12 protein-coding genes are annotated in these 16,773 nt (G+C 44.7%); 3 read left to right on the plus strand and 9 right to left on the minus strand.

What is annotated here, in order from left to right; all coding sequences use genetic code 11:
- Positions 1-31: 31 nt before the first annotated feature.
- Positions 32-883, minus strand: a complete 852-nt coding sequence (locus ACP26M_RS23550; protein WP_188833584.1) for a DUF4198 domain-containing protein — start codon at positions 881-883, stop codon at positions 32-34.
- Positions 884-942: 59 nt separating this feature from the next.
- Here ACP26M_RS23550 and ACP26M_RS23555 point away from each other — a divergent pair, with 59 nt between their 5' ends.
- Positions 943-2,922: an alpha-ketoacid dehydrogenase subunit alpha/beta gene (locus ACP26M_RS23555; protein WP_426583765.1), complete on the plus strand. Its 1,980-nt coding sequence runs from the start codon at positions 943-945 to the stop codon at positions 2,920-2,922.
- A gap of 201 nt (positions 2,923-3,123) precedes the next feature.
- Here the strand turns inward: ACP26M_RS23555 and ACP26M_RS23560 are convergent, their stop codons facing one another.
- From ACP26M_RS23560 to ACP26M_RS23580, 5 genes are all read right to left on the minus strand, one after another.
- Positions 3,124-4,776, minus strand: coding sequence for a hypothetical protein (locus ACP26M_RS23560; protein ID WP_426583767.1), 1,653 nt, complete (start codon positions 4,774-4,776; stop codon positions 3,124-3,126).
- Positions 4,777-4,943: 167 nt separating this feature from the next.
- Entirely contained in the window at positions 4,944-6,176 is a 1,233-nt protein-coding gene (locus ACP26M_RS23565; protein ID WP_426583769.1) for a sugar MFS transporter, read from the minus strand.
- A 13-nt stretch (positions 6,177-6,189) separates the two neighbouring features.
- A complete protein-coding gene (locus ACP26M_RS23570; RefSeq protein WP_426583771.1) occupies positions 6,190-7,113 on the minus strand; it encodes an ROK family protein in 924 nt (307 codons plus the stop codon).
- Between the two features lie 21 nt (positions 7,114-7,134).
- Positions 7,135-9,039 carry a glycoside hydrolase family 97 N-terminal domain-containing protein gene (locus tag ACP26M_RS23575; RefSeq protein WP_426583773.1) on the minus strand — a complete coding sequence of 635 codons (1,905 nt, stop codon included), beginning with the start codon at positions 9,037-9,039 and terminating at the stop codon, positions 7,135-7,137.
- Between the two features lie 437 nt (positions 9,040-9,476).
- Positions 9,477-10,193 carry a hypothetical protein gene (locus ACP26M_RS23580; protein ID WP_354484628.1) on the minus strand — a complete coding sequence of 239 codons (717 nt, stop codon included), beginning with the start codon at positions 10,191-10,193 and terminating at the stop codon, positions 9,477-9,479.
- Between the two features lie 54 nt (positions 10,194-10,247).
- On the opposite strand from ACP26M_RS23580, the gene ACP26M_RS23585 reads away from it, so the two are divergent.
- Together ACP26M_RS23585 and ACP26M_RS23590 are read left to right on the plus strand one after the other, a co-directional pair.
- Complete coding sequence (locus tag ACP26M_RS23585) at positions 10,248-10,964, plus strand: SAM-dependent methyltransferase (RefSeq protein ID WP_426583776.1); 717 nt, start codon at positions 10,248-10,250, stop codon at positions 10,962-10,964.
- A complete protein-coding gene (locus tag ACP26M_RS23590; protein WP_426583778.1) occupies positions 10,961-12,574 on the plus strand; it encodes an FAD-dependent oxidoreductase in 1,614 nt (537 codons plus the stop codon). Before ACP26M_RS23585 ends, ACP26M_RS23590 begins: the two co-directional genes overlap by 4 nt.
- Positions 12,575-12,643: 69 nt before the next feature.
- On the opposite strand, the gene ACP26M_RS23595 is transcribed toward ACP26M_RS23590, so the two are convergent.
- From ACP26M_RS23595 to ACP26M_RS23605, 3 genes are all read right to left on the minus strand, one after another.
- The gene (locus tag ACP26M_RS23595) at positions 12,644-14,560 is read right to left on the minus strand and encodes a gliding motility-associated C-terminal domain-containing protein (RefSeq protein ID WP_426583780.1); all 1,917 of its coding nucleotides are present in this window, start codon (positions 14,558-14,560) and stop codon (positions 12,644-12,646) included.
- Between the two features lie 239 nt (positions 14,561-14,799).
- A complete protein-coding gene (locus tag ACP26M_RS23600) occupies positions 14,800-15,741 on the minus strand; it encodes an acyltransferase family protein (RefSeq protein WP_176625741.1) in 942 nt (313 codons plus the stop codon).
- Between the two features lie 59 nt (positions 15,742-15,800).
- Complete coding sequence (locus ACP26M_RS23605) at positions 15,801-16,502, minus strand: LytR/AlgR family response regulator transcription factor (protein ID WP_090532092.1); 702 nt, start codon at positions 16,500-16,502, stop codon at positions 15,801-15,803.
- Between the last annotated feature and the right edge of the window lie 271 nt (positions 16,503-16,773).

Below are 16,773 nucleotides of genomic sequence, written 5' to 3' on the forward strand. Positions count from 1 at the left end.
GCTACTAAAACCTGCAACTGCTGCTAAAAAATCAATGCTTATTTCCAAATCCAAATTCCCTGTATGAATTTGGTACGTCATCGGTATTGCTGAAGGCAAAGGTGAAAGTAGTACTCCAATTCTCATAGTCGGCTTTTTTATCCTGCGATGGTTCAACATGGGTTGAGCTAACCATATATACCCCCTCACGGCTCAGTTTAAAAAATACCAGGCCATTGCTGTCGCTCAATAATTTTTGCGGAACGATGGTGCCGTTCAAAGTACGTACATATTGCATCACCACAGCATCTTTCATAGGTTTACCTCTAAAAAGCACTTGAGCGGTAACATCATCGCCATAGCTTGATTTATAAGGGTTTTGCTGTATTACAATTTCATATTCCTCACCCAGGGGTTTATCGAAGTCCTTACCGTTAGCTTTATCAACAGAAATAAGGGTTTTGCTTGACTGGTGATACTTTTCAACAAAGTATTGCTGACTACTGGCCCGGGCTTCTTCGGCCATTTTATCAAGGCCTTCACTTTCAAGTGCTCTGATAAATTTATTCCTTTCCGATTCTGTTTCATCATCCCTTACCAGTTCAAAAAGTGCAAGACCGGAGTTTTGCAGCTCATAGACAAGCAGACTGCTATCGGCAGAGTTACTGACTTTTGAAAGGTCCGTTTTCTTTGAGCCTTCATACAGCATAAATTTAGTTGCCTTTGCTGTGGCAAACTTAAATTCATTTTCGGGTTTAAACTCGTTGCCGCTCAACAAGTGCAGGTTAAGCTTATCGCCTTTGTGAACGTAAAAATTATGTGGCAATAAGAAAAAATCCTGCGAACTGGCCGCAAAGCCGATCATGAGCAGTAATATAATGATGAAAATAGAGGTGCGCTTCATAGTTTTTGGATAGTATCACCAAACATACAAAGTTTTAAAAACTTCAGTAGTTTTACGTTATGATTTTTGACAGGAAAAACCTCGATAATGATACTTTGCTGGAATTTTATAAAAAAATGCTGTTTCCGCGCATGGTTGAAGAGAAGATGCTGATCCTGCTGAGGCAGGGCCGCATTGGCAAATGGTTTTCGGGTATTGGCCAGGAAGCCATAGCAGTTGGCAGCGCCCTTGCTATGAATGCCGACGAATATATTTTGCCTATGCACCGCAACCTCGGTGTTTTTACATCGAGAAATATCCCTTTGTCGCGGTTAATGGCGCAATGGCAGGGTAAACCCTCGGGCTTTACTAAAGGGCGCGACCGCTCCTTCCACTTCGGTACCCAGGAGTATAAGATCATTGGGATGATCTCCCATCTCGGTCCGCAGCTTGCCCTGGCCGATGGCATTGCCTTAGCGGATGTATTATCGGCTAAAAAAAAATCAACCCTTGTTTTTACCGGCGAGGGTGCCACCAGTGAAGGGGACTTTCACGAAGCACTTAACATAGCTTCTGTTTGGAAACTGCCGGTAATATTTCTGATCGAAAATAATGGCTATGCCCTTTCAACCCCAACCAACGAACAATATAATTGCCGCGAACTGGTTGATAAAGCCGTAGGCTACGGTATTGAAGGCCGCCGTATTGACGGCAATAACCTGCTTGAAGTTTATAACACCATAACCTCACTTAATAAAGCTATTCGTGAAAATCCGCGCCCTGTTTTGCTGGAATGTATGACCTTCAGGATGCGTGGCCATGAGGAAGCATCAGGCACCAAATATGTTCCCACTAATTTATTTGAGTGGTGGGCAGGAAAGGACCCGGTTACAAACTTTGAAAAGTACCTGATTACCGAAGGGGTTTTGTTTAAAGACATGATCTCTGTTATCCGTAAGGAGTTCGCCGCCCTTATTGAAACCGAAATTGAAAAGGCTTATGCCGAAACAGATCTTATACCGGATGTGGCCACCGAGGTGCAGGATATGTACAAGCCTTACAGCTTTCCTGCTGTACAGCCAAAATCATCGCCGGTTACCAGTAAGCGCTATATAGATGCCATTAGCGACGGGCTTAAACAAGCTATGCGCAAACACCCCAACCTGGTGATCATGGGACAGGACATTGCCGAATACGGCGGCGCATTTAAAATTACCCAGGGCTTTGTTGAGGAGTTTGGTAAGGCCCGTGTACGTAACACCCCCATTTGCGAATCGGCAATTGTTGGTGCAGGCATGGGACTTGCGCTTAACGGCTACAAAGCTGTGGTTGAAATGCAATTTGCAGATTTTGTTACCTGCGGCTTTAACCAGGTTATTAACAACCTGGCCAAAACGCATTATCGCTGGGGGCAGGGGGTTGATGTAGTAATACGGATGCCCGCGGGTGCAGGTACCGGGGCAGGCCCCTTCCACTCGCAAAGCAATGAAGCCTGGTTTACCAAAACTCCCGGCTTAAAAGTGGTTTACCCGGCTTTTCCGGCAGATGCCAAGGGACTACTGCTTGCCGCTATTGACGATCCTAACCCGGTAATTTATTTTGAACACAAATACCTGTACCGCAGTATCAGCGCCGATGTGCCTGATAATGATGTAATGATAGAGATAGGCAAGGCTAATGTGATTAAGCAAGGCGAAAAGGCCAGTATAATTACATTTGGCCTCGGTGTACACTGGGCATTGGAGTATGCAGACAAACATCCCGATCAATCTATAGAGATCATCGATCTGCGCAGCCTGCAACCCTGGGATCGGGAAGCGGTGGAAACCAGCGTTAAGAAAACAGGCCGGGTGCTGATTTTGCATGAAGATACGCTTACCAATGGTTTCGGCGCCGAAATTGCGGCCCATTTGGCCGAACATTGCTTTAAATATCTTGATGCCCCCGTAATGCGTTGTGGTAGCCTCGATACAGCCATCCCCATGAACAAAGCTTTGGAAGATCAGTTTTTGGCCAAGGCGCGATTGGAAGAAAGCATGGAACGGCTGCTGGCTTATTAGCAGGGCCCTCGAGCTATACTTCTATTCCTTTAGGTTTCATGTCGCACTGAGCAGCACCGCTAAATATTGATCTTAAATGATTATGGGCGATTAATTTTGAGTATAATGAAAGACTTACTGCTTATCTCATTGCCTTTTAAGTGAAACACATTGAGTTTTTAGAAGAAGCATAACTATGGTTAATATTTTAAGAGTTTTAAATTATTTTTCAATAAAAAAGGATTGTTCAACGGGTATTGCCGTTTGCAGTTTAGGCTCATGGCTATTACCATATTGCCAGGCTACCACGGTAACTTTTACCGGGAAACGGCTTCTCGGCGGAATAGCTGTAATATTTAATGTATTGCCTGATAGCTCCGCCGGGCCTTCTAATACATAAAACCCTACAGGCACATGTGCATCTGAGCTGGCATCCAATTTTATTCCCTTTGCATGTGCCTTTTGGTTGGGGACCGGTAAAAATGTAATATGCTGTTCCCTCCCTGCTGTATTGTGTGGCGGCACAAGCATTTGTGATTGCTGTACGGCCGGTTTATACTCAACATCTCCAGAATGGGTAGCAGCAAACCACAACTCATAACTATGCGGGTTCTCCCAAAAACCGGCCTGCGGGCTCAATCTGAAAGTGGAATCATTTATCTTGATAACCGGGCCTGTAATGCGGTTAATGGCAATAGGAATATTCCCGGCAGCATGCCCTATAGCGGAACCAACCGGCATGCCTGCCCAAACAGGTAAACGGGGACTGCCCCCGGGTACCGTATCATAAAATGCAGCATGGAGTTTAAAAGTGATGCCATCGGCTTCAGGTTCAAATTTCAGGTTTACTTGCTGGTGCGTATTACGCTGTTCAACCATTTGGCCATGTTGTACATAACCTATTAACTGGGGTTTTTGATTGCGATGTTTTGCCTGGTAAGTTATTGTTGCCCGTGCTGTTTCTTCATCAAAATACCAAAAGGCTTTTGAAGCATCGCCATTATACCTGCCTACCGGTGCTGCATCCGCGGCGGGCAATTCATTATAGCGCCATTTATCAACCAGCCAGCCGGTTTTTGTCGGATCGATATCAATCAATTTCGGAACGGTACCCCGAGGTACATTTTTTGGCAAGCGGTACTGCATGGCTTTTTTAATGTAGAAGGCCAGGTAACCGGTTTTTTCAGGCGTGGCAGCGAAATGCCCCTGTGCAGGGTTGGATAGCATACTCAACGGCAGCAACGGATGTTCCTGTCTTTCTTTTAATCCTTCATCGCTCCAGGTGTTGGCAGCTTCGTATTCGCCCATTGTTTCCAAACAAGGGATATAGTCCAGGCTTTGATCTTTACGCCAGATATCGGGAGCAAAAACGTTTCTTACATATGGCCATTGCCCGCTTACCGAGATGCAAGCAAGCGTACGCGAAGGGTTCCATGCACCAAAATAATAAGGTGCGCTTGCCGCTGCCGAATGCCCGATAGGGATCACCGGCGCTGTTTTTAATTCGCTATAACCTGAAATATCAGCGAGGTCATTGATCAACGTGTTAAACTGATCTCCGGCGCCCTCATTAAACAAAAACTTAAGATTGAAAGCCGGGCTAACCCAAATCTCCGCAACACCCAACTTGCCCATTTCCTTTCTGAATTGAGGATCTTCCAATATGGATTGCTCCTCCATATTGTTCTGGGCGAATATGACCGCCTTCACTTGCTTACAATTCGGCGATATCCATAAAAAAGCCCTCGACGGATCCCGCTTAGTACCAGCAGGCTTAACCGGCACCGACCATTGCCAAACAGCAGCTTTTGCTACCGGCAGATCCGCCAACATCAGCGAACTTAAAAAAATAAAATAAAGACAATACCTTTTCATAATTCTAATTCAATACAATTTTTAACATCGGCGCTTGCCGGCATATTAAAACACCATTGTTTATTGCCGAGCTGATTTATCGGCTCGCCTTTTATCGTAACATTATTGAGTGTGATAGTATGGTGGGCAGGTAATATGAGGTTTGATATAATTCTGCGGGCTTTTCATCAGTGCTTAACTTTATAAAATTTAGCGCCGAATAAAAAGATCACCGCGTAGCATATAATTGGCAGATAATAAGCGTGGGCTACACTATGATTGGCTATCAGCCCCATAACCATTGGAAATACCGCACCGCCTACTACGCCCATTGCTATGAAGGATGAAGCCTGTTGTGTATGACTGCCCAGGTTTTTGATCCCCAAGCTAAAAATAGTGGGGAACATAATGCTAAAAAAGAAGTTGATCATCAGCAGAGCGATGTATGATGTCCAGCCCAGGCTCTGTGCAACTATCAGGCACATTAAGATACTGCCGCAGGCAAATGCCGCTAATAATTTATTGGGCGCGATATAAGTCATTAACGACGTGCCCACAATACGCCCCAGCGCCATCATCCCCATAAAAATAATCATAAAGTAACCGGCCTTTTCATTACTGAAATGCATAATATCCACACCGTAGTTGATGAAATATGCCCATGTGCCGGCCTGTGCCGCCACGTTAAAAAACTGTGCCGCAACTGCCCATACAAAATGCGAATGCTGATATAGTTTTTTAGATGGTTCCACGTCCACGTTAACCGCATCAGGATTGACGGCCGAAGTTTCTGCATGCGGATCTGTTAAAACCGGAATTTTCAAAAACATAAAAGCAACTGCTATAAGTATAATCACGCAGCCGATGGCCACATACAGCGCTTTTACTGAGCTTAGGTCGGTTGTGTGGATAGCTTTAGGTCCAAATAAAAAATACGTGCCAATACCGGGGCCAATCATAGTACCCAATGCATTAAAAGTTTGCGCAAAATTTACCCGCTGGTCGCTCCGGCGCTGATCGCCCAGGGCCGCCGCAAATGGATGAGCAACAGTTTCTAAAGTAGCCATACCGCAGCCCATAATAAATAAGGCTATCCTGAAAAAAGTAAATGAAGCCGCGTTGGCCGCAGGCACAAACAGGAATAAGCCCGAGGCAAATAAAACCAAGCCTAGGATTACACCCGGTTTGTAGCCAAACTTCTTTAAAAAATAACCAGCGGGGATACTCATAATAAAATAAGCCCCGAACACGGAAAACTGAATTAAGCCCGACTGAGATTTGGAGAGATGGAGCACATTTTGAAAATGCTTATTCAAAATATCGCTCATGGAGTGCAGCAATCCCCACATCAAAAACAGGGAGGTAACAAATACAAAGGTTACGATGAATTTTTTCTCGGTAAAAGCTGGTTTATTGGTCATATTGTTGTTAAAATTAATTACCCGGATGATTGGCGTTAAATAAGATATTAAGTCCTCGCCTGCTATCAAAAGCCGCAGCAGCACCCATCAGTGCCGCGTCTTCTCCCAATAAAGCTAATTTTATTTTTAAACTTCCAGAATATGCTGTTAACCTGGCGGTAAGTTCATCCAGAAACATGAACGATGCTTTTGCAATATTGCCACCAATAACAATTACATCAGGACCTTCGGTTTGGATAATATCCCGGAGGAATAAAGACAGGTTGACCGCAAACTCATCAAAGATGTTCCTGACCACAGCGCTGTGTTTGGACATTGATATCAGCGAGCTCACTCCGGTAACGGACAGTCCGGTTGTTTCATGATATCGCCGTAAGAACCATCTTGTAGAGAAATAATCATCTGCAATGCTATCTTTATAAGGTTCGCCGCCCAGGTTTAAATCGTTCACAATACCATCAACGCACAAAGCTGAACCAAACCCTGTGCCCAGCGTAAGCCCAAGAACCTTACGGGAGCCGGTGCCTGCTCCCGCCACAACTTCCCCTTGTAAAAATGCTTCGGCATCATTTCGGAACAGGATATCTGCAGCATCTATCCTGAGCTCTTCAGACAGGTATAACTTAATATTTAAACCATAAATGGCCTCATACTTATGCAGGTCTTTGATCAGTGAAATCCCATTTTCATAATCAAATGGACCAGGCATGGCCAGGGCAACCTGCTGAGCCGGAGATCCGAATTTTTCATAAGCCTGTGTTAATGCTTCCGCCCAGGTTTTAAGTATTTCAGTTGCCGTTCCATGGGAGTCCACAGTTAACCGGGTACGGGTATCTTCAATGATCATTTTTTTTTCCAGATCAATGACCGCTGCCGTAATATGCGTACCGCCGATATCTGCACTGATTACATAATTATTTTTATTCTGTTGGCTCATGTATGCTATATATATTATGGATTATTTTTCCGGAGTTAAGTAAACCGCCTCTCCGCCTGATGGCAGCAGGGCAAGTTTTAATACTGTTTTACTGTTGACAGTTTTACTGCTGACCCTAACATGCGTCTCAGTATTCACCGACGGGTCATCGCTGTAAATAGTCGCTTTATACTTTTTACCGGGTTCTAAAAAACTTAGGTCAAGTTTGATTTCACGTGCATCATTGTTGGTGATAGTACCTACAAACCAATCTTTTCCGCTTCTGCGAGCTGTGGAAATGAATGCGCCGGGTGTTCCCTGCACTATTTTCGTTTCGTCCCATGTGGTTGGGATCTTGTCCCAAAATTCCAGTTCGTGCTCATTATGCTCCGCCGATGGCTTGTCATACCAATACAACGTTTGCAGCGGGCTGTAATAAATTGCGGCCAGCGCCAATTGATGGGCATGGGTAGTTTTAATACGTTTATTAAAATAACAGAAGGTATAATCGGCTGCTCCGGCAATGTATCGCGTAAAAGGCAGCACGGTATTGTGCGTGGCATCGGGCATTTCCTCGTTACCACGGATCCCTTCGGCCGACATCAGGTTTGGCCAGGTACGCTGCTCGCCGGTTGGCCGCCAGTCGTCATGAATATTTACCATGATTTGGGCAGCAGCCGCCTGCTGAATTGCTTTTTCCACCCAGGTTGTCCAGCGGTGGGATCCCTGCTGCACAAAACCAAATTTTACGCCTTTTACACCCCATTTATGATAAATGGCAAATAAACTGTCACTTTGAGCTAATAAACCTTGCTGATTAACATATAACCAAACACCAACGCCCTTATCCTTGCCATATTTGATTATACCGGAGAGGTCAAAATCAGGTATAGCAACCTTGGTAGCATCCGAGCTAAAGCTAAATGCCGGTCCGTACCATTTCCAATCAAACAGAATATATTGCAGGTTATGCTTTACCGCGAAATCAATATTTGTTTTTGCCTCATTTGTTGTCATGGCCATTACCCGCATGATTTTACCGGGTTTAATCCAATTAGTGTTGGCTATTGCCGATGGCTCATTAAGATTTAACATCATGTAATTATGTTCAATCAGGTCGCCCGGTTTTTCAGCTATCATGATTGCCCGCCATGGTGTGCCTACCGGCGAGATGAGTTGCGCCCCGCCAAACATAGAGGTTACCAGGGTGGATGATTTATCGGCACTCAGCTTAAATTTGGTGCGTGCATAATCAATTAGTTGTGCTTCCCCCAGCGCTGCAAAAAGGCCGTTAGGCAATTCGATGGTTAACGGCCGTTCGCTTTCGCCGGGCCAGTTTTTTAGCGACAGTTTGTAATACGGCGCTTGTGCCCAATTGGCAAACCAGGCCTGGGTGCCTTCAGGCATGTGAAACTCGGTGTTTTCCGCAGTGATGTTGTAGTAGGTTCCTTTAGGATTTTCGGGGAAATAATACCGGAATGCAACCCCCTCGTTATAAACCCGTACCTGCACCTGCATTACATAAATGGGATTGTCATCCTTTACCAGCGTAATATTCATTGCGTTGTAATGATCCCTGATCATAGCCCGCTCTCCGGTAACTGGTGCCCATGTGGTATCATGCCGGGAGGAATCAACGCCAGTGGTCAACAGGTTTTCGCACCAGTTTTTATGCTGATCTACCTTCAGCGCCATTGCTTTTTCTGAAAGGTTATTATCCAGTTGCAGATCGAGGACCGACTCCAGAATTACCGGTTTGTTTTTATAATCCACGCTATAGTACATGCTACGCTTCCCGGTCTCAACTTTTTGACGGAACCTGAATGTTATATTTTTATCCGGCGACCGAAGGCTAAGTACAGAATCTTTTATTCCCTGTCCCCGAACCACGCTGATAAAGCAGCTTAACCATAAACCGGTAATCAATATTATTACGTTTTTTTTCATGTCAGATAGTATTTATCCAGGTAAGACAAATAATTTCATGATTTATAATCATATGAAAAGCAATTAGCAGTAATAATTATAAAGTTGATTCCGATCTTCTTGAAAGATAGTATATTACAGATAGGTAAGGGTAGATAAATAGGAGCTAAAAAAGTGAGAGCCTGACCTGTGCGAGCATGTGCAAATTGAACCGGCCACTTTTAACCGCCCATTGGCAGCCTTCAAGGTTGAATTTCGGCCCATGGTATGATTCTCCTTCCGGATAGTTCATCAAACTCTCATCTTAAATGCCCGGGCTTGCCATAAGCTCTGCAACGTTGCAAAACCCTAACCGGGAGGAGCGTTGTTTCATGCGTGACTCAAGGTTTGCCCGATAGGTAAACGTAAAGGGCGTCAGCACCACCACTGCTTCCGAATAAAAAAAATTTGATAAGTATTTACGCAGCATTCGAAATATACTTCACCAGGCTTCTTTTGGCCACCGGCAGCAGCGTTTGTTCAAGCGGAAAAGTGATATCGCTGTGTACATAGTAAACAGCTGGGTTGGGCATAAACTTGTTCCGGTTTATGAGATGCAGTTTAATACTTTCGGGGGTATTGGTGATACTTTGTTCGTAGGCATCAACAAAAGCTACGTTAATGCCCCGGTATTTATCATCCTTGCCTTCAAAAATAGTGATCTGGTACTCGTAGATCCGGTTGGTGCGTTCTTTGCCATTCTGTAACGAAAAATAACCGTGATAGGGCATTAAAGGGATAATGCCCACCGGATCAATATTCACATGGCTTTCTACAAAATCATAAATGTCCCTGCCGGTTTTTATAGCCGGGTCCATTTTGCCTAATGCGTAAGTAATGATCTGCTCTATCTCCTGCATGCTTTGATCATCCATAATGATCTTTTGATAGGTGAGTTTTACAGCGTCGATATCAGCCTGTGTTAAGCGTTGCGGAAAGGCCTGCTGTAGCAGCGATTTATTTTTTTTAAAATCGATGAGGTTGTTATAATGAAATATCAGGTCGGCCAGGTTGGGATATAACCGGCTGTTATCGAAGTGACTGTTAATCTCCTGAAGGTAACTTAACAGGATATATTTTTTGTATTCAAAATCAATATGACCTTCAATAAACCAGTTTGCGCCTAATTGCCTCATTTTTCAGCCTCCTTTTGATAGCTTAAATTAAACAAAAAACACCAACTTTGCAATATGCCCTATGGAACCCTTTATTTAATTCCCGTACCGCTGGCCGATGACGCGGCCGCAAAATCATTTACGCCCTACCTTACTGATACCATAAACAGTATCAAAGAGTACATCGTGGAGAATGAAAAAACCGCCCGTCGCTTTTTAAAAGAGGCCGGCTTGAAAACCCCGCAAAGCGAGCTGGTAATCCATGATTATGGCAAGCATAACCGCGACATGGGCAAGGCCGATTTTTTTAAAGGCCTGCAAGCGGGTAATGATGTTGGGCTGATGAGCGAAGCCGGCTGTCCGGGTGTTGCCGATCCCGGTGCCGAGATTGTGGATAAAGCCCACCGCATGGGCATTAAGGTAGTACCACTGGTTGGCCCAAGCTCTATTTTGCTGGCGTTGATGGCTTCGGGCTTCAGCGGACAAAGTTTTGCATTTCACGGCTATTTGCCTATTGATAAGGTGCTTCGTGCTAAAAAGATCAAAGAGCTGGAAAGCACAGCCATAAAGCTTGATCAAACCCAGCTATTTATCGAAACACCTTTCCGCAATAACCCCATGCTTGAGGAGATCCTGAAAACAGGCAATCCCAAAACCAAGCTTTGTATAGCCTGCGACCTGACCGCTGCAACCGAGTTTGTGCAAACTAAAACCATTGCCGAATGGCAAAAGAAAGTGCCTGATCTGCACAAGCGCCCAACTATCTTTTTACTCTATCACGGCAATAAATGACCATAAGCCAGCAGCATACCCCGGTTGTAATAGTAGGCGCGGGCCCATCAGGTTTGATGATGGCCGCTCAGCTTTTACGCTATGGGATGCAGCCGGTAATTATTGATAGCAGGCAGGGACCAACCACACATTCAAAGGCGCTTGCCGTTCAGGCACGGTCTATGGAGATTTACCGGCAGATGGGCGTTATCGATAAAGTGCTCAATGATGGTAAACGGGGAGGGGGTGTACAGTTTAACCAGGACGGTGAAGAGGTTGCCAGTCTTTCGCTTGCCAATGTTGGCGAAACGCAAACGGCTTTTCCATTTATCCAGATGTACCCGCAGAGCAAAAACGAGCGGTTATTACTTGATTTGATTACCCTCAACTGCTGCCCGGTATACTGGAACACATCGCTGCTGTCACTAAGCCAGGATGCTGATAAGGTAACACTGAAACTGCAAAGCGGCGAGGATAAACAAACCATTACCTGTGATTGGCTGGTTGCGGCAGATGGTGCCCATAGCACTGTGCGTAAGCAACTGAGCATTCCTTTTAAGGGGGATACCTACCAGCATCAATTTTATTTGGCCGATATAAAAATAGAGGCCGACTTTGGCGATAAGGTTAACCTGTTCCTCTCAAAAAAAGGTTTCGCGGGCTTTTTCCCCATGCCCGATGAACGGAGCTATCGTGTGGTAGGCAACCTGCCCGATGAGTTTGATAAAAAGGACGAGCTTCAAATTGGCGAGGTGTTACCACATTTGCGGGATGTAACCCAACAACAGATCATTGTTGAACATACCAACTGGTTCACTACCTACCGCCTGCATCACCGCATGGCCGATAAATTCAGGGAGCAGCGCTGCTTTTTAATTGGTGACGCCGCGCATATCCACTCGCCGGTTGGCGGACAGGGGATGAATACCGGCTTGCAGGACGCCTATAACCTGGCCTGGAAACTGGCAGGTGTAATTAATAACCAGCTTAAGGTATCGGTGTTAGATACCTATGCGCAGGAAAGGATGCCGGTAGCAAAAGAGCTCCTTAATACTACTGACCGGATCTTTAAAATGATCCTGTCGCGTAACTGGTTCATTAACTTACTAAAGAAATATTTGCTGCCTGTTATTTTAAAATGGGTATGGAGGAAACCCAGCCTTCGCGAAGCCTTTTTTAAACGGGTATCGCAAACCGGTATCTCCTATCGCGACAGCGCCATAAACCTTAACTTAAGCCATGCCAGCCAGATCAAAGCAGGCGACAGGCTACCTTATCTCAAAGTGTTCGACGAAAAGCGGGAGGTGGAAACCGACCTGCATGAATGGTGCAGTAAACCGGGTTTTACGCTCATCTGTTTAGGCAAGCTCAAAGAGCTCGACCTGTTTACCATTGCCAAATGGATCACCCAAAACTATGGGGCCAGTCTTAATTTTTTTTACCTGCCGCCATCAGCAAAAAATCAACACATTTTCGATGCTTTCGCCATCAAAGAAAACCAAAAAAAAGCGCTCATCACCCGTCCGGATATGCATATCGGTTTTTTAAATGATGTGGTGGATATTGATATGATGGATAATTATTTGCTGAATGTAGCGGGGGTGAAGCCGATCATAGTTCATGGTTCATAGACCATGCTTGCCTGCGAATTGTTCCTGCCTGCGTATTTTCGCCATGAACTATGAACCATCAACCATGAACTAACGAACCACCATCACCCAGCCGCTCATCACATTGCCATTCTTTAAATCTATCACATAATAATATGTTCCTGACGGAATATCCTGGCCGTTAGATCTGCCATCCCAGGCTTCAGGATAGCCTGTGCTTTTAAACACCAGTCCGCCATAGCGGTTAAATACCTGCGTTGTCGAGGTTTGGTAAGTATTCAACGCCTCTATCGCCCAGGTATCATTAACCCCGTCACCATTGGGTGTAAAAGTATTGGGGATAACTACTTTTTTATAAACACGCACAAATACCTGGTCGGTTGCTTCGTCACCGCAGCCCGAGTTTGATGCCACGTGCAGGGTGTAGGTGATATCTTCCATTGGTGAAGCGGTAGGCGTAAGCTCAAGGCTGCTGCTCAGGTTATCGGTCGGTGTCCAGTAATAGCTTACGTTGGTTCCTTTGGTGCTGCCGTTAAGTGTTGTTGACTGGCCCTGGGTAATGTACCTGTTGGGCCCGGCATTGGCCACAGGCTTTTTTATAATATCTACTTGTACTGTGGCTGTCGAGGTACAAGTGCCGTTACTTACTGTTACAGTATAAAGTGTATTATCTGTTGGGCTGGCTACCGGGTTAGCGATACTGGCATCTGAAAGGCCCGTTGCCGGCAACCATGAATAGGTTGAGCCTCCGCTGGCATTTAATGTAACCGAACTCCCCTCGCAAATTGGCTCAACCGCATCAACAGCCGCAACGGGCTGGGCGTTTACTACCACTGTCACTGGCACCACAACCTCGCAGTTAGAGGATGATTTAACCGTAACATGATATGTTCCTGCAGCAGCAGCGGTCACATTGCTGATAGTTGGGCTTTGAATGGCCGATGTAAAACCATTTGGCCCCGTCCATTGATAGCTCACCCCGGTTGATGCACTTAGCGTTAACGTTGTGCCTGCGCAAACCGGTGTATTGGCCGTTGCTGTTGATTGAGGCGGTGCGCCAACCGTAAGTGTAAGCACATTTGATGCAGACCGGCAAAGGGCCGAATTAATATTACCCGCCTGCGCCGTTACTGCCCGGTAGTAATAAGTACCAGCCACTGATGGCGATGTTATCTGGTAATTTGAACTGGTGTTATTTGCTCCGGTAAGATCCGTCCAGGCCCCACCGCCGTTTTTGTATTGCCATAAAACGGTATAGCCACTGGGGATGGTCGTATTGAGTGTATAGGTTTGCGGAACATCTGAACAGGCCGATGCTGTATTGGCTGAGTTTGAAGTGCTGAAGCTGGCCTCTATCACAGGACCATAAGGTCTGAAAACAATATCATCAATGGCAAGGTCATTGGCAGGGGCACCGCCGGCGCTGTTATTGATCATTTTGATCACCAGATCGCCGACACCAGCCGGTAGCGTAAAATTGAACGACTCCTGCACCCATTCATAATTGTTGCTTGTGCGGGCAATGGTGCCGGTATTAAAGCTTTGAATAATTGTTCCGTCAGTTTTTTCGATGGCGAAAGTGATGTTAGGCGGGCTGATATCATTGCTCCTTAACAAATTCACTACCCAGGCCGAAAACTGGTAGGTGGTATTGGAACATAAACCGGTAATGGCGCGCTTATAAAAATAATCGGTTTTGGATACGCTGGCATTTACCACCATCATATAGCCGCCTGTATTGCCTGTATGGTCTGTGGCCGACCACCAGACGTTGCCTGCACCCGCGGTAGTATTTTCAATTGTATACGAGCCGTCGCTTGGGAAATTGGCACTGCTATATGTATAACTGGTTGAGCCCGAATCGGCAGGCAAGGCACCGGAATGTGTTGAACTGCCTGAGCCAAAGGTAATGCTCACCACAGGATCGCCAAGGCTTTGCGCGTTTGTTTTACGAACTAATATAATGAGAAAAAAGCTGATTAGGGGGAGTAACTTTTTTGCTTCCAACGGAATACTGTTTTTAAAAAAGCGCCTGCATGTAACTACTAACACACAGACGCTACTATCGCAACTATTATGAAAAGGGGTATTAATAAACCATTTATGGGGTTATAATTGGTTTATGATATAAATATTGGGACAAAGCTGGTTTTCATCAATAATGTATCGATGAATAGCGCTTTTGTATTGGTGAATGTAAAAAGGATTTGCAAAAGAGTTTAAAACGCTTGTAAATAACCGGATAATCAATACCTGATCCGTTTGGATAACCGTAAACAGGGCAGTTCTACCAGGCGATAAAACAGGTAAGCAAAACTGATACTTACAGCGATGCCTGTTAAAAATTCAAACGCCCTGAATCCAAATGTTTTTGGCAGGTGCATACCCATAAAAGCTACAAGACTGCTCCCAACAACATCATGGGTAAGGTATAGCGAAAAAGAGATTTTGGAAAAAAACGCAATAACCGGGTGGCGTTTTAACGGCAATATTAAAAGGGCAAGTGCCGTAAGGCCGGCAGCCATAGGAAGCCACCCTGCACCATATAAACCAATGGCAGTTACAGCTACGCCATATATCAAAACTTCAGTTAACCCTCTTTTACCTGTCAGGTACAGGTAATATAATATCCCAAGAGCAAAAAAAGGAAAAACGTTTAACAGTGTTGATCCGGGTACGGGTATAAATAAAGGCAATAAGCAAATCAGGGGCAGGGAGATGGCGCCCCATTTTTTTATAATAATTGGAAAGAAAACGCCGATGAACAGGTAATATTGAAACTCAATCCCCAGCGTCCAGTAAACGGGGTTTAGGTATGGGCGACCAGTAAAATTGTTGATATAAGCTAAGTGGGTTAATATGTTACTGATATCGGGCCGATAATTTGTGTTTAATAAATACCCGGCCAAAATGGTTAATAATATGGAGGCTATGTAAGGTGGCTCAATGCGTGTTATTCTTTTTAAAATGTACTTGGGGAATAAGGCCCAGCTATAATTTTCAGGAATAGCCCAGCAAATTATAAAGCCTGACAACAGGAAAAACATTTGAACGCCCAGCCAGCCGTAGTGCAGGCCGGGTAATGATTTGCCGCCAAGATGAAACAAAGCTACCGCCAATGAAGCTATTGCCCTGATATAATCAACCTGCTGGATATGTTGCCTGGTTTTATTCTCTGTTAAAGTCATTATATAAAAGCCAGTTGATTAATTTTATTGATAAGCCAATCAAGAGAATTGCGTTCATTTTACTTCTGTTTCGACCAGTTGCGTGCAAAATCATTATAGCTTTCGCTTACCGGCAGCTCAACATTTGTAAGCCGCACCTTACGATTTTGAATAGACCGGATCTTGTTGACAGGTACGATATAGCTGCGGTGAATGCGCTGAAATTTGGCGGAGGGCAATTTCTCCAATACCTTTTTCATGGGTATCAGCGTAAGGATGGTTTTATCATTAGTGATATGGATCTTGATATAATCCTCCATACTTTCAATATATTCAATAGTATCCAGATCTATTTTAACCATGCGGTATTCGGAGTATACATACAGGCTTTCGTCAGTTTCGTCGTCGGTGGGCTTGTTTTTGTACTTGTAGTAATCAAACGCCTTTTCAACAGCTTTGGTGAAGCGTTTAATATCTATCGGTTTTAAAATATAATCAATCGCTTCCAGTTCAAAACCCTCATACGCAAACTTTTTATAGGCGGTAGTAAATATTACCATGGGTTTAGTCTGCAAAGAGCGCACAAGGTCAATACCGGTAACATCGGGCATGTTGATATCAACAAAAAGAAGATCTATTGGGGTGTTTTTTAAAAATTCGGCGCCGGTTATAGCATCTTCAAAAGTATTAACCATTTGCAATGCCGGGAAGCGTGATACATATTCGCTTATAAGCCTTAAGGCCAGCGGTTCATCATCAATGGCTATACATTTAAGCACCATAATTTAAGTTTGTAAAGTAAGTTGAACAATATACTCATTATTCAGGCTGCTTATATTGAACAAATGCCTGCCAGGATATCAATGTCCAGGCGCTGTTTGGTGTTGTTTATGCCGATGCCGGTATGCTGGTAATCACTTTTCCGTAAACCAAAAACCCGGTTTTTGCAGTAAAATGAAATATTGCGCTCATTAATATTAATTCTAATATCAATAGCAGCAGGTTCGCGCTTGCTTACGCCATATTTGCACTGGCCCCGGGTATTTAAAAAAA

Origin of the sequence: Mucilaginibacter sp. R-33 (assembly GCF_049949235.1) — a bacterium.
GTDB lineage: Bacteria > Bacteroidota > Bacteroidia > Sphingobacteriales > Sphingobacteriaceae > Mucilaginibacter.